This window comes from Bacillus cereus group sp. RP37 (assembly GCF_040459695.1).
Classification (GTDB): domain Bacteria; phylum Bacillota; class Bacilli; order Bacillales; family Bacillaceae_G; genus Bacillus_A.
Window position 1 is genome coordinate 4,271,429 of sequence record NZ_JARVHP010000001.1, and the last position, 20,298, is coordinate 4,291,726.

Consider the following 20,298-nt stretch of genomic DNA (forward strand, 5'->3'; position numbering starts at 1 on the left):
TCTAGTAGAGAAGACGTTAAATTACAGCACAGTTATTAAAAAAATAGTTGAAATTCATTTTGAATAGAAGGATTCATGCAGTATGAACTTTCCTTTCTAAATAATCGATAGAATACGAGCTTGATGGATCCACTAAATCACCTATCGCACCTGAAAGATGATCAATGACTTGCTGCAAAATTTCTAAGTTTTTTTTCTCACTTTCAGCGTTCATTTCATCCATAATGTCACAAATAAGATATTGCACTCTCCGCAAGCGTAATTCCTTTTGCTCCACGTATATCTCCTCCTTATTAGTCATATTACGGTTTAAATATATGGGGTTATAGCTTAACCAATACTAAAAAATACAAAGGCAACCATCTTCAGAAAGATGGTTGCCCCTATTTTTAAACTTGCATCGCTTTTTCTCTCAAAGCTCTTCTTAACAACTTACCTGTCGTATTCTTTGGTAACTCTGTTAAAAACTCGATACTCATTGGCACTTTATATTTCGCTAAATGTAACGTGCAATAATGCATAAGTTCTTCTTCTGTTACGCTCGTTTGTTTTAGAACGACGTAAGCTCGTACTGCTTCTCCTAAGTTTTCGTCCGGTACGCCAATTACGACAACTTCCGCTACAGATTCGTGCGTGTACAATACTTCTTCTACTTCACGCGGATATACGTTATAACCACCAACTAGGACGATATCTTTTTTGCGATCAACGATATAGAAGTAACCTTCTTCATCCATTTTCGCTAAGTCACCTGTATATAACCAGCCGTCTTTTAATGTCGCAGCTGTATCTTCTGGCGCGTTATAGTATCCTTTCATCACGTTAGGTCCGCGAACAATTAATTCACCGACTGCACCGACAGGTACTTCTTCTCCAAGTTCGTTCACAATTTTATTTTCTACATGCCAAATATTTGTGCCAATTGAACCTGGTTTACGCGGACGATCTAGCGGATTGAAACAAGTAACTGGTGATGCTTCTGATAAACCGTACCCTTCTGAAACAATTACGTCAAAACGTTTTTCAAAGTTTTGCAGAAGAGCAACAGGCATTGATGCACCACCTGAAATACAAAGGCGAAGCGTCTTCACATCTTCTGCGCTCGCTTCTTCAAATAAATATAAATAATTGTACATTGTCGGTACACCAGCAAAAATCGTTGGTTCGTACGTACGACAAATACGGAATACTTCTTTCGGACTAAATTTCGGTAACATTAAAATCGTTGCCCCGTTCACAATCGGCGCATTGACCGCCACTGTTAAACAAAATACATGGAACATCGGCAGTGCCGCAACGACGCGATCGTCACCAGTATATTGTAAATACGACGCCACATCGCTCGCATTACTATATAAATTTTTATGTGTTAACATAGCACCTTTTGGTTTTCCAGTTGTGCCTGAAGTGTATAGAATAACCGCTACATCTTCTTCATCTAGCTCTGGGCCTTCGTAAGTTAAATCTCCAGCCCCTATCATTCTAGTAAACGTTTTCATTTTTTCGGTTTCTGTATGGTTAAAATCTGATGAGGTTTCGCATATAATGATGTTTTCTAATGAAGGAAGTCTTGTTGTAAGAGATTGTATAACAGGTAGAAGGACGTCGAGTACGATGATTGTTTTTACATCTCCATTTTGTAAAATGTAATGCATTTCGTCTGCTGTATAAATTGGATTAACTGGAATGACAGTTGCTCCGGCTTTCATTGTTCCGTATAAACCGACCAAAAAATGTGGTGAATTTCCAACAACTAATGCGACATTGTCCCCTTTTCCAATGCCCATTTCTGCTAAATTGTTAGAAAACCTTGTGACCATTTTGTTTAATTGGTCATACGAGACCGACTGATCCATAAATATATAAGCCGGTTTATCCTCCTTTTTTTTCGCCGTTTCAGCCAAAGATTGAACGAGATTCACACAAACCCCACCTTTATAAAATTTAGAATATTTAAAAATTCTAAATTAATTATATTAAAAGAAAATTAAAGTAGCAAGTGATATTCTATTAACTGCATATACAAGGATCACCTCCTCTTAGTTTACTTTGGAAGGATAAGGGGATTTTGTTTGCAAGTAATTTATGAAACTAGACCAGAAATCATTTTAGGATAATATGCATTCATCTTTTCTCTAAGTTTATTAAGTTCCTCTTTATTTAACGTCGTATGCTCTCCAAACAAGTTGATCGCGTCCGCTCCATCTTCATGAAAATACACCGTAACATATAATGTCGGTAACCCTGTATTGTCTTTATCTATTGAAAAAACGACATCTGGTGTCTTATTAACAGTGCTGAATGTTTCATTTCTTTTCCACTTCTTATTTTGAAACATGTCTTGTATTTCCTGTATCTTTCGTCTGTTATCTGTATGCGTAAAATATATAACATTATCTTTCGCTGGCTTTCCAATCGATAAAAGTATGCGACTTGAGGACGTTTCATCGTTACAAGCTGTCATTCCGATGACAAAGCTAAGCAATAATACAACGTACATTACCCTTTTCATTTCGATCCGCCTCCTTTTGAATATATATATTCCTTTGTAAGGGGCAGATGCCCTGTGATTTTATGGTAAGTGAAATTATATCGACTTACCGAAAAAACATGACAATCTACGCAAAAAGAAAGAGGCTGCCAGTTATGACAGCCCCTCTTATTTTTAGAAGAACAAATGTAAGAAATCTTCTGTTGTAATATTACCGAAGTAGCGTGCGATATCTACGCCTTCTAAAGCTACAGTGAATGCATCTTTATCAAATTGTACGCCTGTTAGACGTTCTTCAATGTCATGCACATCTAGTGAACCGAAGAAGTCACCGTAAATTTTGCATTCTGTTACTGTTCCTTTTTTCACTTCAAGACGAACGTCAACTTGTCCAACTGGGAAGCGGTGTGAATGTTGTAAGTTGAACTTCGGAGATTTTCCGTAGTTCCAATCCCAATTTTGGTAGCGTTCTTCAGAAAGTTTATGGATTTCCTTCCAATCATTTTCTGTTAATTCGTACGTTGGAATTTCTGTTTCTCCTTCGAAAATTGTTTCTAGAAGAAGTTGTCTAAACTCTTCTGTCGTCATTTTTTCGTTTAAGAACTCTGTAATGTTCGCAACGCGGCTACGGATTGATTTAATGCCTTTTGATTGAATCTTATCCATTTTTACTTTTAACGCTGATACGACGTGATCGATTTCAGAGTCAAATAGTAACGTACCGTGACTGAACATACGACCTTTCGTTGAGAACTGCGCGTTACCTGAAATTTTTCTACCTTCAGCTAAAATGTCGTTACGACCACTTAGTTCTGCATTTACTCCTAATTTACCAAGCGCTTTCGTTACAGGCTCTGTGAATTTTTTGAAGTTGCTGAAACTGTCTCCATCATCTTTCGTAATAAAGCTGAAGTTTAAGTTTCCTAAATCATGATATACTGCGCCTCCGCCTGATAGACGACGAACGACATGAATGCCTTTTTCTTTTACGTAATCTGCATTAATTTCTTCTACTGTGTTTTGGTTTTTACCAATGATAATGGAAGGCTCGTTAATGTAGAACAATAAATATGTTTCGTTAATATCTAAATTCTTCACACAATATTCTTCAATTGCTAAGTTTATTCTAGGATCTGTAATCCCTTTATTATCAATAAATAACATCGTATCACCTCATGAGTTCCATACGTAGCCACTATGCGCTAGCGTAATATGGCCACTGAAAATTTGTTTTGCTTCTGTTACTAAATCAGATGGATTGCCTGTATGCGGTAAGTGCGTTAATAAAAGTTCTTTTACATTTGCATCTTTCGCAATACTTGCTACTTCTGTACTATTCATATGCCCTGCTTTTGCAGCTTCTTGATGTGCATACATATTACACTCACAAATGAAAAGATCAGCATCTTTTGTGAATGGAATAAATTCAGGAATATAACTTGAATCAGCACTGTATACTACAGCGTCACTACCAGCTGTAATACGCATCGCAAAGCATGTAACAGGATGAACAGTTTTTAAGAATGAAATCGAGAACGGTCCAATTTGAAGTGTTTCTTCTGGATTGTACGCGATTCCTTTCGTATGTGGTTCATGCGTTAGAGAATGGAATCCATTCTCGTCAAACGTATGACCGTATATTGGTAATTCCGGTAGTTGCCCCTTTGTCGCACTCGTAATTAATCTCGCATATTGCAATACCCCAATGTCTGCAACATGATCGTGATGATAGTGCGAAAGTACAACTGCATCTATATCAGATGGTGTTATATATTTTTGAAGCTGTGCTAGTACACCACTGCCACAGTCTACAAGTAAACGAAAACCATCGTGTTCAAACAAATAGCCCGACGTTGCTTCTCCCGCTTCTGGAAAGCCGCCCCAAAAGCCGACAACAGTCATTTTCATATGTATCCATCCTTTCTAAACCGAGTAGGAATGCATGTTTCACTTACATCCTACATTGTTAACTATAATCCATTTCCTAAACTTTTTCATTAATTTTCACTTTTGTTATAAAACAGTTGTTGACTTTTATTTTTTGTACTAATACAATGATAGTAAGAAATGGAAATGGAGGGATTGACATGATCGATCAACCAATGGAGTTTTTCAGAAATTTACCGACGAAAACTTGTGCGCACTGCGGGAAAGAAATTGATGAGCAACACGAAGCATACCATAACAAATGTGATGACTGCGTTCACGAAGAATAGTAGTTTATGAACATAAAAAAACCTAGCAGACATAGTCTACTAGGCTAATAACATCGTATCCTTCATCGTTGAACCTTTCACCAAGAGCTCCAGTTCAAACTCATACAATTCTTTTTTTCGATAATTTTTCGTATGGATTTTATCCATCATCAGGTCGACAACTTTTCGGGCCATCTCATCGATTGGCTGTTCAATTGTCGTAATACCTGGCTCTGTAATCTGTGATAAAATTTGATTATCAAAACCAATAACAGCGAGATCATCTGGAATACTCCAATTATGGCGTTTCGCCTCTGAAATAATTCCAGCTGCTACCTCATCGCCTCCTGCCAAAATCGCGGTAGGATTTTTTTTGTCCTTTAATACTTCATGGAATATTCTCTTTCCATCATCCCAAGAGAAAGCGTTTTCAAGAAAATCGATCGCTTCTACTTGGCGGCTCTTCTCCGTTATGGCACGTAAAAAGCCCATTTTTCGCTGCTGGCTAACTACTTTGGTTTCGTTACCACGGCAAAAAATAAGATTACGATATCCTTGTTCTAACACATGCTTAGCAGCTATGTATGCTCCTTGCGCATGATCAAACTTCACTGTTGGAACATTTGCTTCCTCAATATATTCATTACATAACACAATTGGACCGTGCTGTAAGTATGGCTCTACATCTTCCCACGGATTTTCTAGTGAACATAGAATAATCCCATCTACTTGTTTCGTAGATAATAATTGTAAATACTCCATCTCTTTTTCTGGTAAATATCTTGTTTGACAAATAATCAGTTTATATTTATGTTCAGAAGCAGCAATCTCGATTGCTTCGATAAATCTACTGAAGAAAGGATTTGTAATCCTTGGAACGAGCACCGCAATTGTTTCCGTCTTTTGTTTACGAAGCCTTCTCGCCGCAGAATTAGGAACGAAGCCTAAGTGCTTCATTGCTAATTGAACCCTTTTTTTCTTCTCATCTGAAACATATGGATGATTATTAATCACCCTAGAAACCGTTGTCCTTGATAACCCCGCTAATTTCGCCACGTCCTCTATAGTCGACACGAAATTCTCCCCCTTTGCATGAAAACGTTTTCTTAAATTGATTATATAGTATATTATTGGAAACTGCAATATGGGTTGTTATGATTTTACTATATTAATATTATTCATAGGGAAAAGTCTGTTAATGGGAGGGGAATTTATACTACTTTTAGAACTTTACAGTAGGCATATTTACTAAAGATAAAGGGAGATATTTCATGAATCGGACGGATCGTTTATTAGCTATATTAATTGAATTACAAAGAAGACACACTGTTACAGCACAAAGCTTAGCGGAAAAATTTGAGACAAGTATAAGAACTATTTATCGAGACATGGATGCACTTAGTGAATCTGGCGTCCCACTTTTCGCCATGCCCGGCCACGGTTATTCATTAATGGATGGTTATTTCTTACCCCCCATTCAACTTACGCCTGAAGAGGCTGTTACTCTTTTATTAGGCGGTGATTATATCGAGAAAACTTTCACTTCTTCTTTTTCTGTACATGCACGATCAGCAAAAGAGAAACTTGAAATTGTTCTCCCTGCTGATCAACAAAAGAAAGCCCAGGAATTACGAGGAACTTTTCGTTTCCTTTCTCCTATATTCTCACATCAGCAATCTGAACAAGAAACACTAGAAAATCAACTTCTCCTATTGCAAGAATCTATTCAAAAAGAACAGGTTATCTCTTTTTCTTATCGTAAACCGAGGGAAACTACAAAAATAAAACGGACTGTTCATCCTTACGGCTTAGTCAATATTTCAGGAATTTGGTACATCGTTGCCCACTGTTTACTTCGAAAACAAATACGTAATTTTCGTTTAGATCGTATGGAGGAATTACAACAAGAGCAAGAATTCTTTACGAAACCGAAAGACTTTTCTTTACAAAACTATCAACCTGAAAATAATCGCACTGTTATGATTCATTTATTGTTTCCATCTCATATTGCACATAAAATTATTGAATCACGATATTATTTTATAGATTCATATGAGCATAGAGATAGCGGTTTTCACGTTTTTTTGAAATCAAGAAACATAGACGAAGTATTTCAATGGGTATTAAGCTGGGGAAGCCAAGTACAAGTACTTGAGCCAAAAATTCTTTCTGAGAAAATCCGTGATGAAGCAAAAAAAATGTTAAAACTGTAATTTCACTACTGACATAATGCTGTCAGTATCTCTCCTTTATAGTAGGTATTAACAAATACATTTTCATAAAAAGGAGTTAGTGATATGAAGAAATTTGAAGAGTTAGCAACGTACTACATAGAGGAATTAGAAAAGTACTCTATAGAACAATTTAGGATGAAGCCTTCTAATGAGGAATGGTCTCTCGGTCAAATGTATAATCACTTAATTTCAGCTACACGCATGCAGTTAGATGCAATCGCAAAATGCAGAACTGAATTACCTTCTGTAACTAACAAGAAAACAGATATGGGAGAAAAGGTATATATGATGGGAGCTTTCCCAGACATAAAAATCAAATTACCAGATCATCCTGGATATACGCCTGAAAACCCAGCTAATAAAGAAGACGTACAGAAACAGATTCTAGAATTAATTACAATTGTTAAAGACATTGAGCCAACGCTTTCTTCTATCTCTAGTGATTGTAAAGTCGAACATCCTGGGCTTGGTTACTTACATGCAGCAGAATGGTTCCAGCTTATTTCTATGCATTTTGCACATCATTTACGTCAGAAAGAAAGATTGGAACTTAAGGTTTGCTAAGTGTTAACATTTCCACTAAAAAGAGACTGCCCATATTGGCAGTCTCTTCACTAAAATATGCACCGCCTATACAATTCATAAATTCCCACTTGCTATCAATAGAAGACTCCTCTTTTTTATTCAATATAAAAACACATCAATACGTCATCTCCATATGATCCATCTTCATATTTAATTTGCTTTCTTTGTCTGCCTTCTTCTACAAATCCCATACGTTTGTACACCTTAATCGCTCTATCATTAACAGAAACTACGCCTAAGCAAATTTTCTCTAAACCTTTCTGCTCTTTAGCCCAACTAATAAGAAATTCAATTAGTTTCGTACCAATGCCTTGATTACAGTACGCCTCCCTTATCCCCATTCCCATTGTACCTGCATGTCGTAAGCATTCTAGTTCATATCGATTGAAAATTAAAAAACCAACCACTTTTTTATCAACTTCATAAACTATGTAAAGATTACCTTTTTCATTACTTTTCCGTATCTTTTCAATTTCTGCATTACTATCATTTGGTAATTTATTTGGAGATACTATAAAAAACTTTGTAGTAGTTTCCGATAGTATAATTTCTTTTCTAATATCTATAATTGATTCTGCATCAATCTCTTTTGCAAATCGTATCACTAAATCACCTCGTACCTTTTTCTTTAAAAAATAACATTAAAACTATATAACGCTCAAAATGCAACATTACATATTGAGAATTTTTCCACTTTTGATACAATATCTTTACATCTATATAAAAGGAATGTATACAATGAATCCAATTTTAACAGCTGCAAAACAACTATTACATAAAGAAGAAACAATTTTATCTACTTTAAATTGTTCACTTACTGGCTATATAATTACGCATAAAGTTCCGCATCCAGGCATGCTACTTGCTACGAATGGAAGACTTCTCTTTTTTAGCCAATATAAAAACACATTCATTGCCGAATTTGATTATGAAAAAATTCTATCCATAGAAACGAAGAGAAGAATCTTTGATAAAAAAATAATATTTTACTATGAAGATGAATATATCACGCTGGGATACATTACAAGTTCAAATATTGAAGAATTCATAGACTTACTACGCAGAAAGTGCAAGACTAGTACGAGCTCATAATCAGTGGGGATCCCCCTGCTGATTCATTATTTTAACTCCTCCCACTTCACCCAAACTTCTCTCCCATTTATACGGTACGTATTATCCTCTCGATCCATAAACCCGTGCACAATAAACTCACGTCTAATCGTACAAAAATCATCATGGTATTGTTTTATAAATGTATTCATTTCTTTTTCCGTATATTGATTTCCAGCGTTTAATTTGCTAATTAAATGCTCTAACAATACTAGTTTTTTCTTCTTTTGACCTGGAATCGATTTTAAGCGATCCTCTTTATCGAAAAAGTTACGGATAGTCGTATCCCTAAATTTCATTTCACTTTCAGTCATTTTATTGTCCCCCATTGATTTTTATACAATAAAACTTTATTGTTTGTCCTTACTATTCTTCTTCATTCTTTCACTTACAACATCCATAAAGTAATACCCACTAATTAGCACATAGTAAACTACAAGTATTCCTAGTGCATCTTTCATATTTATATATTTTTCTTTATGAAACAAGAAAGATGATTAATGGATTTAAGATAAAATAATAAATAAGATTTCCTTTCATCATATCAACTCCCCTACCCTATGTTTCTCTGTAAATTGTTGTAAGTCCTTTTCACTTTTACTCCTCTCCTCCACACTTTTTTAATTTATTCATCATTTTTATACTTGTAACTTATTATTCAAATCAATAATTTCATATGGTAAATTATGTTATAATTAACTTATACATACTTTGGAGGGTACATAGTGAAAAAAGCTATTATAGTATTAAGCATCCTATATCTGATTTTAACTGTACATACAGGAGCTGTTCTTTTAGGAAAAGAAGATTATAGAAATGCTATCAATACATTAAAAAAACGGAAGAAGTCTCTTCATTTCAATCTGCAAAAGACGGTGTAATTTTGTTAAAAGGGACGTTAACTACTGCGCAACCTATTACAGAAGAAAAACTTCAAAATAAAGAATTCGCACTCCTTGAAATTAATACGTATAAACGCCGAAAGGCAAATTGGATAAACATTGATACTGAGCAGCATATTGCAAAGCAACTCTTATTAAACAATGAAACTCTTCCTACATTAAAAGAAATCCGTTTTTCAATGGAGCCAATTACACTGTTAGGAAAAGATATTTCTGCCGAAGATTACTCACTAAAAAAGGATGATACTCAATTAACAATTAAAGGTAAGGGCTACCGATATACAGGAATAGAAAACAAATCAGATACTCTTATTTTTGGTATAAAAAAAGGAGATACACTTGAAGGCTATAGTGGCTCAGAAATTCTAATAGGAAAAACAAAAGAGGATATTGCCAGGAACATGAAACTATATACTTTTGCTGAAAGATATGGTCCATTTGTTTGGATTGTAGCTACTATTCTCCTCATAAGTGTTGGTATACACTTGTTCCGTAAAAATAAAAAAACAAATAAAATTTCTCATCCAATAAAATAAAACCGATAAAAAAGGCACCTTTTCAGTGCCTTTTTTATTGGTCTTATTTACGCTTCAACCGATTGATTTTCAGCAATATTTTTAAACTGTCGTTTATGCATCCAAGTTAATGAGGCGATAGTTCCAAGTGATAACACAACGATGAAAATCATGAGTATTCCTATGTTTTGCCACATGAAGTTAAAGTCTCCACTTGATACGACTGCTTTCAATCCTGATACAGAGTATGTCATCGGTAACCAAGCGTTGAATGGTTGTAAAAACTTCGGAATCAATTCTAGTGGGAATGTTCCAGCACTTGTTGTAAGCTGAATAATTAATGTGATAATGGCAATAAAACGCCCTGCATCACCGAATGCTGTTACTAAACATTGAATTAATGCGATAAACGCTAAGCTTGTAACGATGCTAAAGAGTATAAAGTACGGAATGCTTTGTACTTCTACACCTAACCCAAATAGTAATATAACATCAGCTACTACCGCTTGAATAACTCCAACTGATAGTAAAACACCAAACTTACTAATAAACCAGCTAAATCCTGATTTCGGAACGCCGACTGTATCACGTAATGGATATACGATTGATAGTAGCAATGCCCCAACGAATAAACCGAGTGATAAGAAATATGGTGTGAATCCTGTTCCGTAGTTTGGAACTTCCGCCATTTTCTCCGTCTTCACTTTTACAGGACTTGCAAACATATCATACGTTTTATCGGTTCCTTTTACTTCACCCGTTTTCTCAGCCCCTTCGCCAAGTTTCTCAGCAAGTTCACCTGAACCATCGTTTACTTTTACGAGGCCATCTGTCACTTTTCCTGAGCCGTCTGCTAGTTTATTTACGCCGTCGATTAGCTGGGTTGAACCAGTTGACATTTTATTTAGACCACCATTTAGAGTACCTAAGCCAGTTGTTACTTGACCAGAGCCATCTGCTAATTGATTTACTCCACCTGTCATTTGGTTTGCTCCTACAGATAATGTACCTAAACCGCCTGTTACTTGGCTTGAGCCATCTGCTAATTGATTTACTCCACCCGCCATTTGGTTTGCTCCTGCAGATAATGTACCTAAACCGCCTGTTACTTGGCTTGAGCCATCTGCTAATTGATTTACTCCACCTGCCATTTGATTTGCTCCTGCAGATAATGCACCTAGACCAGCTGTCACTTTTCCAGATCCGTTTTGTAATTGCGTTACGCCATCAATTAATTGAACTGATCCATCTTTTAATTTATCAGCACCTATTTTTGCATTATCTAATCCCTCACCAAACCCATGAAACTTACTAACAAATTCATTTTGTGCGTTCGTTAGTTTCTCAATACCACCTGCTAGAGTTTCCACCCCTGCTGGATTTGGTAATTTGTTTTGCAATCCATTTGTTTTTTGATGTATTTCGCCTTTTAATTGTTTTACTTCTTCATTTAATTTATTTGTTCCACCCGCTACTCCGGAAGCTTTTTGCTGAACTGTCGCTGTACTTTTTACAGCACTTGTTATGAACGGTTGTAACTGCTCTTGATATTCTTTTGGTAAACTTTCAATTTGCTTTTGTAAATTCGCTACCTCTTGTGCTGCATTTTTTGCATCTCCTGCTGTTGATTGTGTAAGTTCATTTAACTGATTTACATTCGCCCCAGCCCCATCTATTTTCTCATTTACTGCATTCAATATAGAAGGAATTTCCGACTGCATTTCACCTAATCCTGCAGCAGACTTTTGTACGTTACTATTTAAATCTTGCAATCCCTTTTGAATTTCTTGAGACCCTTTTTCTAATTGACTTTGCCCTTCAGCAAGTTTTCCCATACCATTTGATAGATCCGTTGTTCCTGCTTTTAATTCACCGGATTTAATTACTAATTGGTTCAAACCACCGGTCACTTTCTCAGATCCATCACGCAATTCGCCAATTCCTTTTTGCATTTCACCCGTTTTACTATTTAACGTATTTAAACCGTCTGTTACTTTTCCGGAGCCATCTACCAATTTTCCAATACCTGTTTGCATCTCACCTGTTTTACTATGTAACGTATTTAAACCGTTCGTTACTTTTCCGGAACCGTCTAATAATTTCCCGACACCTATCTGCATTTCACCTGTTTTGCTATTTAGCGTATTTAAACCGTTTGTTACTTTTCCGGAGCCATCTACTAATTTATTAGATCCATCTGCTAATTTCTGAACTCCATCCTTCATCTCCCCAGACTTCCCTTGCAGTGTATGAAGGCCATCTGTCACTTTACTTGAACCATCGTGCAATTCACTTGATCCGTCGTGTAGTTTATTTGCTCCTTCCGCCCCATCTGCTAATCCTTTTGAGACGTCTTGAATGGAATCAAACATTTTCTCTGCATATGTTTTGGTTAACGTACTTGATACTTCAGTTTTAATCTTTTCAATGGCTGTTCCGCCAATTTGTGAAGATAAGAAGTTTAAACTTTCGTTTGGAATGTATTCTAAGTTTAATGGTTTTGGATCATCTTTTAATAACGTTGTAGCGTTACTTGAGAAGTCATCTGGAATGCGTACTAACATGTAATACTTTCTACCTTCCATTCCTTTTTTCGCCTCTTTTTCACTTACAAATTCCCATTTAAAACTTGTATTATCTTTTAAGTTATCAACGAGCCCTTTTCCGACCTCAATTGGTTTCCCATCAAATACTGCACCTTTATCTAAATTGACTACCGCAACTGGTAAATCATCTAACTGTTTATACGGATCCCAAAAGGCCCATAAAAACATACCTGCATATAAAATTGGTACGAATAAAACCGCGATAATTGGAATTAATATTTTTTTACTTTTTATAATTTGTGTGAACTCTTTACGAAGTAACTGATTTCCTTTCATCATTTCTCCCCCTTTTTTCTGAATGACCAAAATGTTCATTTGGTCATTTTTACCCAAATAAAAAGGCTATACTTATTCATACATATGCCTTATCCCCGAATTTATACTATGCAAATGTTCCTTACTATGAAGTAAATATTTCTATTATCCCTCCTAAAATAAATATATGACCATTTTGTTCAAGTGGTCACTTTTTATAATAATAAAAGGATTATCTTAGTTTGACAATCCTTTTAATAAATAAAGTTCAAATAATTCTGCGATTTTTTCTTTTTCTAACGGTTTATGATTTTTTTCCCAATCAAAAATAAGCGATACGTATAAGCGAAGCATAATAAATGCTGTAATTTCTGGATCGCATTTGCTAATTTCACCTTTTTCAATCGCAATCTTTAAATACGATTGAATGACAGAAACGATTTCCACATCTACTTGTTGCATCACTTCTTGTACTTCTTTCGTTCCCATATCACGTTCTTCTTGAATTAACTTAATCATGAGCTGATGTTCTTTTCTGAATTCTAATATGCTATATAATGCTCTATGTACATTTTCAAAAAATGAAACATCTGAACGAATTGCATGTTCTGCAACTTGCTTCATTTCTGTAATTAAATTAGAAATAATTTCACCAAATAGCTCTTCTTTATTTTTGAAAAAAGTATAAATCGTTCCTTTTCCTACATTCGCTAACTTCGCTACTTGATCCATCGTTGTTGCTTTATAACCGAACGCTGAAAAAGACTTTGTTGCAGCTTCAATAATAGAACGCTTTCGATCTATCGCCACATCGTCACCTCCAAAAATGACCAATTGGATAATATAGTCAATCAGTACATCTTTGATATTACCACACGCTTACATTCTATACAAGTTCTCTTTTTTATTATTTCCAGTATAAAAAATTCCAGTCAAGTTATATCATACTGTCCATAGTGTATCAGAAGAAAAGAGAAAAGGAAAAGGTGTTCTTAAGATATACATCTCTAGAACACCTTTTTATTATTTCAACATAGAAATCATAATCTTCTCTAACTCTTTCTTATTTACATTTTTATCAAATACTGCTTCTCCTTGATCCTCTAAACTATGATTAATAATGACAATTTGATACGCACTATCTTTCCCTTTTGCAGGAACAATCATCTTCATACCTTGTAAATTACTATCCGAGTTATGAGTAGCGTAGAATATTTGATTACCTTCTAATTCGTACTGTTCAATGTTTTCTTCTACACCGAATAAAGCATGAAACGGATCTTTACTTTCTCCAAATACTTGCGATTGATAAATTGTATAGTTTCCTTTTCCGTTTGTATACTCTAATTCAATAATTAATTCAGGTCTTCTCTTAATAAAATAACCTACATTTTCATCCTTCAGATTGTATCCTTCAATTGTGTACGTTGGCTTCTTAATTTGAAAATCAACATGTTGTTGCGCTTCCTTTACCGTGTAATTTAAAGATTCGTATACTTTGTCATCAAATGGTTTTGCTTGATCATAAAGTGCATATAATTTGTCACGATCAGCTTCTGTTAAACGCTCTTCTCTAAAAAATATTGACTCGTAGTCAGAATCTCTCGGAGCCCCTTTTTTCTGTATATTAATAATTTCTTTAGATAATTTTATGTACTGCTGGAATTCATCTTTTGTTAAAGCCTTTTCAGCTAAATATATATAATCTGTCTTTTGTTCATACACTCTTGCTGAATAATGATATTCTTTTTTCGCATTTTCTTCTGTACCATACAGCATATCTACAGCATTTTGGAAAGCATCCTTTGACTGCTCTACCTGATCCTCTTGTTTTTCTTGCCCTTCCGTTGCACGTGCGTTGAATAAAGAGAGGGATGCTATAGCAACTATAGCAATAACTCCAAGTAAAGAAAGACGATACGATTTCTTTTGGAACTTTTTAATCATAACGATTCTCCTTTTTAGTGTTCGTTTATTTCTACTTAAATTTGCTAGGCTTGGTGCTTGATAGGAATAGTGTTCTAGAAGGGTAATAATTGTATGACCGTATGCAATTTGCTCCTCTTTATCTATAAAAGTAAGCGCATATGCATCACAGGCTAATTCTTGATCTTCTCGCATACAGAAATAGGCGTACCAAAGAATCGGATTGAACCAATTTAATAGGAGTAAACTATACATAATCCAATTTACCGCTACGTCATTTCTCTTAATATGAGCTAACTCATGGTAAAAGACATATTGTAATTGTTGTTCATTTAATACTTTCATATGTTTTTTTGATAGTAATACTTTCGGACGAAAGAAACTAAATACGGTTGGACTCGCAATTTTTCCTGCTAGACGTAATGAAACTGCCTTCTTTATTTTCATAGACTGCTTACAGCGATTAAACACTGTAACGACCTGTTCATCTGTAATATCCGGTTGTTTCTTTATGTAAGAATATAAACGTCTATTTGTAATAAACGTTATGACTGCTAATATGATTACCCCAGCTAACCAAACATATAGAGCGATTTTGTATAAAGAAAATGCAGTCTGTTGTTCCGCACCCGCTTTTACTTCAGGTCCACTATTTTTTGTCACAGTTTCTGAATTTGATTCGAATTCCACTTTACGGTCGCTTTCTATGTTCACTATACTCTCAGTAGCCGGCATATTTTTTGGAATAACTTCCGACACACTAGAACTATAAGAAAGTAATGAATAAATGCTATAAGAGCTATCTGGTGACCATGGTAAAAGGAGTCTTATCATTAGTACGATCCACAGCATATATTGCCACCGGGGCGTTAATTTATTTCTAAATAGCACTTTTATACATAGAATAAATCCAACTAATATGCTAGCCATAAGTGACGTTTCTATAAGCCAATCAAAAAAATGAGGAAGGTATACATTTATAAGCGTGTCTATCATTGTTATCTATCCTTCCTCTTGTTCTCCTCAGTCTTCTCATCTAAAATGCGTTTCAGTTCATTAATATCTTCTGAAGATAATTTTTCCTCTTTTAAAAAATTAACAAGTAGTGGCTTAAACGCTGCGCCACAAAAACGCTTTAGCAAAGATTTCGTTTCAACTTGTAAATAATTATCTTGTGATACTAACGGATAATAAGCGTACATACGCCCTATATCTTGATGGTAAGAAACGGCTTCCTTTTGTACTAACCGATTAATTAATGTCCGGATTGTTTTCGGTTTCCAATCCATTGCATCTTCCAGTTCTTCTATAATTTCATTCGCTGTTTGTGGAGAGTTCGACCAAAGTACTTTCATAATTTCTAATTCTGCTTCAGATATTTTAGGTAATTGATATGTCATAGTATATTTCACTCCCTTGTATTACATTTGTAATCTATAACTAAGATTACAAATGTAATACTTAATTGTCAACCAAATTTTAGAAAAAACTACTTTCAACTAAACCTTACTTAACAACAACAAATTTCCCTTTTTTCAAATAATCAAATAAAAAAACCAAGAAAATCTTTACATTTAATAGTAATATAGAAAATAGACAAGTTTATCAAAATAGTGGAGGCTTTTTCAGTCATGATGCGTGCGCTTCGTTTAAATATAAAGCAAGCTTTTTGTAATCGTGTTTCTTTAATTATTATGTTTAGTGGATTCGTTCTTATTTGTATTTATCACTATTATTATGTAATTCGTTATTTAGGAGATCCAGCGAGTGGACCTATTTCAACAGATATGAAATGGATTGGATTTCGCGACAATGAAATGGACGTTTATTTGTTATTAATGCCAGTTATTGCGAGTTTTCCCTTTAGTACAAGTTACAATTCGGATAAGTCAGATGGTTTTAAACCGTTTGTGAGTAAGGGGATTTCTATCTTTACTTATTCAGTAACGAAATATATCGTTACGTTTTTTTGCGGAGGATTTCTTTATACGCTTCCATTCATCTTATCATTATTATTTTGCAAATTAACCATTCCAGACGGAGAACCTACAGCTGGTTCAGGCATCATAAATGATGAGGGAATGTTCGCAAACCTATATTTTGATGCACCTCTCACTTACATTACTGTATATATCGGAATTAATTTTTTATTTGCAGGTTTAATGGCCCTTTTAGGACTTGCTGCATCTGTATGGTCACAAAAGGACTATATGGCAATTCTCTTTCCATTTGCAGTTGCCTCCATTCCGTACGTCCTGCTAAATACAATACTTCCTTCAATAGGCGGAGCACCTTTTCATTTATATGATCCGAAACAACCATTGCAAGGCATGTCACCGTATATTTTAACGATGCAATGTACTTTCTTCCTTCTCGTTAGCTTATTCATGTATATACAAGGAGTAAAACGGGATCGAAAAAAATATAGAAGAAGACTGCAAAAAAGAGATCGGTGTAGAAAAGCGTTTCAAGCAATTTCAGACTAAATGATGATATGAATAAGAGCGTAATTCCCTAATTTAGCTTAGAGAATTACGCTCTTATTCTCATTTACATGTATCAATCTTATATTTTCAATACTCATATAATCATCCCCCCTTTACGGCGTACCTGCCAATCCCCATAAAATAACGACCGCCGCAAAATAAATCGCTTTAATACCTACAACTGAACATAATAAAATAATTGCATATTTACTTAATTCTCTTCTTGCGCCTATTAAAGTAAAAATCACTGCCAAACTAAATGTTACATAGGACGATGCTGTATGTATTAAGTTATACGTAATGTCCAAATTTTGAGTAAGTCCTGTTATCTCCGCTACAAATTGGAGCATGACAATTGTACTAAAAAATATTGCAAGCTGATTCATTAACTTTCCATTTATTCCTGCTTGCATCTTTAACCTCCTTGTTAAAAAAACTGAATTTTTAATCAATTTTAACATGATTTTCACAGAAAAAGAACGCTTAGTATATTAAGCGCTCTTTTTCAACTATTTAAGAAGCTTTCTTCAAATCGATTTGAGCAAGTACTGGGTCGTGGTCACTTACACGTCCATGTTCTTTCATAATGTTTGAGTTTAAGTGTACTGGATCTACAATTGTGTGTGGTGCGATGTTGTTTGTTACTAAAATATGATCTAACACTTGTGCATTTCCTTCATGAATGTACGTGTAGCGGTTCTCTTTCGGCACTGTGTTTAACATATTTTTTAAGTTTGTTCCTTCTAGTGTTTTTAGTGGTTTAGCGAACTCAAAATCGTTCATATCCCCTAACACAACAACTGGTGCATTCGTGTTCTTTTTCTGAATTCCTTGTACGAAGTGATTTACTTCTTGCGCTAATTGAATTCGTTTTTCTTCACTCATTAATACGAGCGGCTGCACTTTTCCAAATGGCGTTGCATCCCCTATTTTTGAGTTTAAGTGATTTGCAACGACAACAACGTTTTGTCCTTGGAACGTAAATTCTGCTGCAAGCGGTTTACGTGTACTTTCAAATAATGGGTTTTCGTCTCCAATACGAACAACATTTTTATCAAGTAACTTCGGTACTGCTGCTAATTTCACACGTGATGGATTGTAGAAGAAACCGACGCGAATATTCGCTCCTGGTGCTCCCCCATCTAGATTATTATGCGGAGCAATTTCTACATACTCATACTTCGGTCCACGAATTTCTAGCACTGCATCAATGATACGTTTTGCGCTTAACGAAGCATCTGTTGTACCGTCATTAATTGTTCCATTATTATCTTGCATTTCCTCTACACCGATAATATCTGGCATTTTTAAATTGTATTTAATTGAATAGGCTAACGCTTTTACTTTTTCATCTGTTGTTTCTTTTTTATTCGCCGAGAAGTTTTCAATGTTATATGTAGCAACTGTTAACTTATCAAGACGAGGTTGAATATTTGCCCCTACTTGCTTAAATCCACCGTCCACTACAGATGGTAATTCTGTTACTGGTGAAATGCGGAACGAACCGTAATCATATCCGACTACCCCTGTTATATCTCCAGTGAAAGTATCTCCTACTTTTGCTACATAATCACGAGGTACCTTTACAGAAAGGCGCTCTGGGTTTAATTGATTTTCATCTAATAAAGGTGTGCCATATTTCGTTACGACTTTATCTCCACCATTTTCTACTGTTACATATAAATTCCCGTTTTTCTGAGGTGCAATAATTTTTGGCGTTGGCATCGTAACGCGCATACCTTCTACACTTTCATAGAAGTCGATTGCATCTTCATTTGGATCGAATAAACCGAATGCATCATTATCGATAATTTGATCAGGAATTTTCACACCATTTTCCCCTAATACAATCGGTGCTGGTAAAGGTTGATCTTTTGCGATTACAGCAACACGGCTCGCCTTAATTTCCGTCGTCGTTAAGTCAGTTTCAAATCGCTCTGCATATCCAGGACCAACATATTCTTCCACTTCTCCATCAACTTGAATAAGATCTCCTACCGCTACATTCGCATCTTTTTTGTATACGTACATACCTTCTGAAGTAGCTGGGTCATTATCTGGCTGATTATCTTCTATATAAAAACCATTTTTATCAAGCGCTGTGACAACGCCTTCCACATTGTATACTTTCTTCCCTTTGTAAGGAGAAATATGTGATTTTCCTTGAATATCATGAATACGAACCTGTTCATTGTTTACGATAATAAATGAAAACGTTGAAATTGCTGAAGAAGTAAACCCTTCTTTCTCTGCAATTGCTTTAATCACACTATTTTCATTCACTACAATTTGTCCGTTATAACGAACACTTTTATTTGTAGGGTTAGAGCCATCTAACGTATAGTAGATTGTTGCTCCTTCTGTATTCGTTGTTAATGTTACCGCTGTGCCCTTCGCAATTTCTCCGCCACCAGGCGAAGCTACTACATCGCTAACACGGTTTTGTCCTTCCCCTTGAAACTTATGAGCTGTTACGGATTTTAAACCTGGGCTACTAAAATATAATTCAAGCGTCCCTGTTAAACTAACTTTCTTCCCGATATTTTCAGGATGATCTTTCACGTTTACTGCTGCTCTCACATCGCCTTTTGGCAACTGAACAGGCATAATTTTGTCTGGATTCGTTTCATTTGGCGAATCCGCAATTGCTACGTTTGTATCATCAAACTTAGCCGGATCTTTCGTGTATTTAGAAGGACTTTGCGTATATCCGACAATATATCCTTCCACCATCCCCTTCATTTTTCCTTGCTGCTTAAATACTTGAATTGCTTTTTCTACTGACATAGAAGTCGTTTCTTCTGCCTGTGCTAAAGTTCCAGTAAATGAAAGCAATAGCAAGAATGATAAAAAGATACTTAACAATTTCTTCACAGCCATTTTCCTCTCCCTATTTCATATTTTCTCAGCATTTCTATCATATCAAATGATTCGTTATATAGAATGATATTTCGACAAATTTTACAAAAAATTTATTTAATTTACAAGCTTTC

At 35.2% G+C, this 20,298-nt stretch carries 19 protein-coding genes and 2 pseudogenes; 6 read left to right on the forward strand and 15 right to left on the reverse strand.

The annotated features are described in order from the left end of the window. Positions 1 to 73 precede the first annotated feature (73 nt). From QCI44_RS22565 to QCI44_RS22585, 5 genes are all read right to left on the reverse strand, one after another. Entirely contained in the window at positions 74 to 277 is a 204-nt protein-coding gene (locus QCI44_RS22565) for a hypothetical protein (RefSeq protein ID WP_016088965.1), read from the reverse strand. Positions 278 to 389: 112 nt separating this feature from the next. Further along, a complete protein-coding gene (locus QCI44_RS22570) occupies positions 390 to 1,922 on the reverse strand; it encodes a fatty acid--CoA ligase family protein (protein WP_098560803.1) in 1,533 nt (510 codons plus the stop codon). 161 nt (positions 1,923 to 2,083) lie between these two features. Beyond that, complete coding sequence (locus tag QCI44_RS22575; RefSeq protein WP_353811446.1) at positions 2,084 to 2,512, reverse strand: hypothetical protein; 429 nt, start codon at positions 2,510 to 2,512, stop codon at positions 2,084 to 2,086. Positions 2,513 to 2,665: 153 nt separating this feature from the next. Next, positions 2,666 to 3,655 (reverse strand): lipoate--protein ligase, encoded by a 990-nt coding sequence (gene lplA, locus QCI44_RS22580; protein WP_016088968.1) that lies wholly within the window; start codon positions 3,653 to 3,655, stop codon positions 2,666 to 2,668. Positions 3,656 to 3,664: 9 nt separating this feature from the next. Then, positions 3,665 to 4,399 carry an MBL fold metallo-hydrolase gene (locus QCI44_RS22585; RefSeq protein WP_016088969.1) on the reverse strand — a complete coding sequence of 245 codons (735 nt, stop codon included), beginning with the start codon at positions 4,397 to 4,399 and terminating at the stop codon, positions 3,665 to 3,667. A 179-nt stretch (positions 4,400 to 4,578) separates the two neighbouring features. Between QCI44_RS22585 and yhfH the strand changes: the two genes are divergently transcribed. Next, positions 4,579 to 4,707, forward strand: a complete 129-nt coding sequence (yhfH, locus tag QCI44_RS22590) for a protein YhfH (protein WP_000567010.1) — start codon at positions 4,579 to 4,581, stop codon at positions 4,705 to 4,707. A 39-nt stretch (positions 4,708 to 4,746) separates the two neighbouring features. Here the strand turns inward: yhfH and QCI44_RS22595 are convergent, their stop codons facing one another. Beyond that, complete coding sequence (locus QCI44_RS22595) at positions 4,747 to 5,760, reverse strand: LacI family DNA-binding transcriptional regulator (RefSeq protein ID WP_016088970.1); 1,014 nt, start codon at positions 5,758 to 5,760, stop codon at positions 4,747 to 4,749. Between the two features lie 197 nt (positions 5,761 to 5,957). On the opposite strand from QCI44_RS22595, the gene QCI44_RS22600 reads away from it, so the two are divergent. Together QCI44_RS22600 and QCI44_RS22605 are read left to right on the forward strand one after the other, a co-directional pair. Continuing rightward, positions 5,958 to 6,899, forward strand: coding sequence for a helix-turn-helix transcriptional regulator (locus QCI44_RS22600; protein WP_098560804.1), 942 nt, complete (start codon positions 5,958 to 5,960; stop codon positions 6,897 to 6,899). Between the two features lie 84 nt (positions 6,900 to 6,983). Then, positions 6,984 to 7,484, forward strand: a complete 501-nt coding sequence (locus QCI44_RS22605; RefSeq protein ID WP_016088972.1) for a DinB family protein — start codon at positions 6,984 to 6,986, stop codon at positions 7,482 to 7,484. A gap of 116 nt (positions 7,485 to 7,600) precedes the next feature. Here the strand turns inward: QCI44_RS22605 and QCI44_RS22610 are convergent, their stop codons facing one another. Further along, on the reverse strand, positions 7,601 to 8,110 hold the full coding sequence (locus QCI44_RS22610; protein ID WP_098986635.1) for a GNAT family N-acetyltransferase: 510 nt from the start codon (positions 8,108 to 8,110) through the stop codon (positions 7,601 to 7,603). 133 nt (positions 8,111 to 8,243) lie between these two features. Between QCI44_RS22610 and QCI44_RS22615 the strand changes: the two genes are divergently transcribed. Beyond that, on the forward strand, positions 8,244 to 8,597 hold the full coding sequence (locus QCI44_RS22615; RefSeq protein ID WP_016088974.1) for a PH domain-containing protein: 354 nt from the start codon (positions 8,244 to 8,246) through the stop codon (positions 8,595 to 8,597). A gap of 26 nt (positions 8,598 to 8,623) precedes the next feature. On the opposite strand, the gene QCI44_RS22620 is transcribed toward QCI44_RS22615, so the two are convergent. Both QCI44_RS22620 and QCI44_RS22625 read right to left on the reverse strand, forming a co-directional pair. Further along, the gene (locus tag QCI44_RS22620) at positions 8,624 to 8,929 is read right to left on the reverse strand and encodes a DUF2087 domain-containing protein (RefSeq protein WP_016088975.1); all 306 of its coding nucleotides are present in this window, start codon (positions 8,927 to 8,929) and stop codon (positions 8,624 to 8,626) included. A 36-nt stretch (positions 8,930 to 8,965) separates the two neighbouring features. After that, positions 8,966 to 9,158, reverse strand: a pseudogene (locus tag QCI44_RS22625) (hypothetical protein). A 182-nt stretch (positions 9,159 to 9,340) separates the two neighbouring features. Between QCI44_RS22625 and QCI44_RS22630 the strand changes: the two are divergent. Beyond that, a pseudogene (locus QCI44_RS22630) lies at positions 9,341 to 10,053 on the forward strand (hypothetical protein). 47 nt (positions 10,054 to 10,100) lie between these two features. Here the strand turns inward: QCI44_RS22630 and QCI44_RS22635 are convergent. The 4 genes from QCI44_RS22635 to QCI44_RS22650 all read right to left on the reverse strand — a co-directional run bounded on the left by QCI44_RS22635 (position 10,101) and on the right by QCI44_RS22650 (position 16,219). Next, entirely contained in the window at positions 10,101 to 12,914 is a 2,814-nt protein-coding gene (locus QCI44_RS22635; RefSeq protein ID WP_098986634.1) for a YhgE/Pip domain-containing protein, read from the reverse strand. A 216-nt stretch (positions 12,915 to 13,130) separates the two neighbouring features. Next, positions 13,131 to 13,703, reverse strand: coding sequence for a TetR/AcrR family transcriptional regulator (locus QCI44_RS22640; RefSeq protein WP_016088979.1), 573 nt, complete (start codon positions 13,701 to 13,703; stop codon positions 13,131 to 13,133). Positions 13,704 to 13,916: 213 nt separating this feature from the next. After that, a complete protein-coding gene (locus QCI44_RS22645; RefSeq protein WP_353811447.1) occupies positions 13,917 to 15,815 on the reverse strand; it encodes a M56 family metallopeptidase in 1,899 nt (632 codons plus the stop codon). Positions 15,816 to 15,817: 2 nt separating this feature from the next. After that, positions 15,818 to 16,219: a BlaI/MecI/CopY family transcriptional regulator gene (locus QCI44_RS22650; RefSeq protein WP_353811448.1), complete on the reverse strand. Its 402-nt coding sequence runs from the start codon at positions 16,217 to 16,219 to the stop codon at positions 15,818 to 15,820. Between the two features lie 231 nt (positions 16,220 to 16,450). Here QCI44_RS22650 and QCI44_RS22655 point away from each other — a divergent pair, with 231 nt between their 5' ends. Beyond that, positions 16,451 to 17,305, forward strand: coding sequence for a hypothetical protein (locus tag QCI44_RS22655; RefSeq protein WP_016088981.1), 855 nt, complete (start codon positions 16,451 to 16,453; stop codon positions 17,303 to 17,305). 113 nt (positions 17,306 to 17,418) lie between these two features. On the opposite strand, the gene QCI44_RS22660 is transcribed toward QCI44_RS22655, so the two are convergent. After that, entirely contained in the window at positions 17,419 to 17,718 is a 300-nt protein-coding gene (locus QCI44_RS22660; RefSeq protein WP_016088982.1) for a hypothetical protein, read from the reverse strand. A 100-nt stretch (positions 17,719 to 17,818) separates the two neighbouring features. After that, positions 17,819 to 20,185 carry a DUF6359 domain-containing protein gene (locus QCI44_RS22665; protein WP_016133862.1) on the reverse strand — a complete coding sequence of 789 codons (2,367 nt, stop codon included), beginning with the start codon at positions 20,183 to 20,185 and terminating at the stop codon, positions 17,819 to 17,821. Between the last annotated feature and the right edge of the window lie 113 nt (positions 20,186 to 20,298).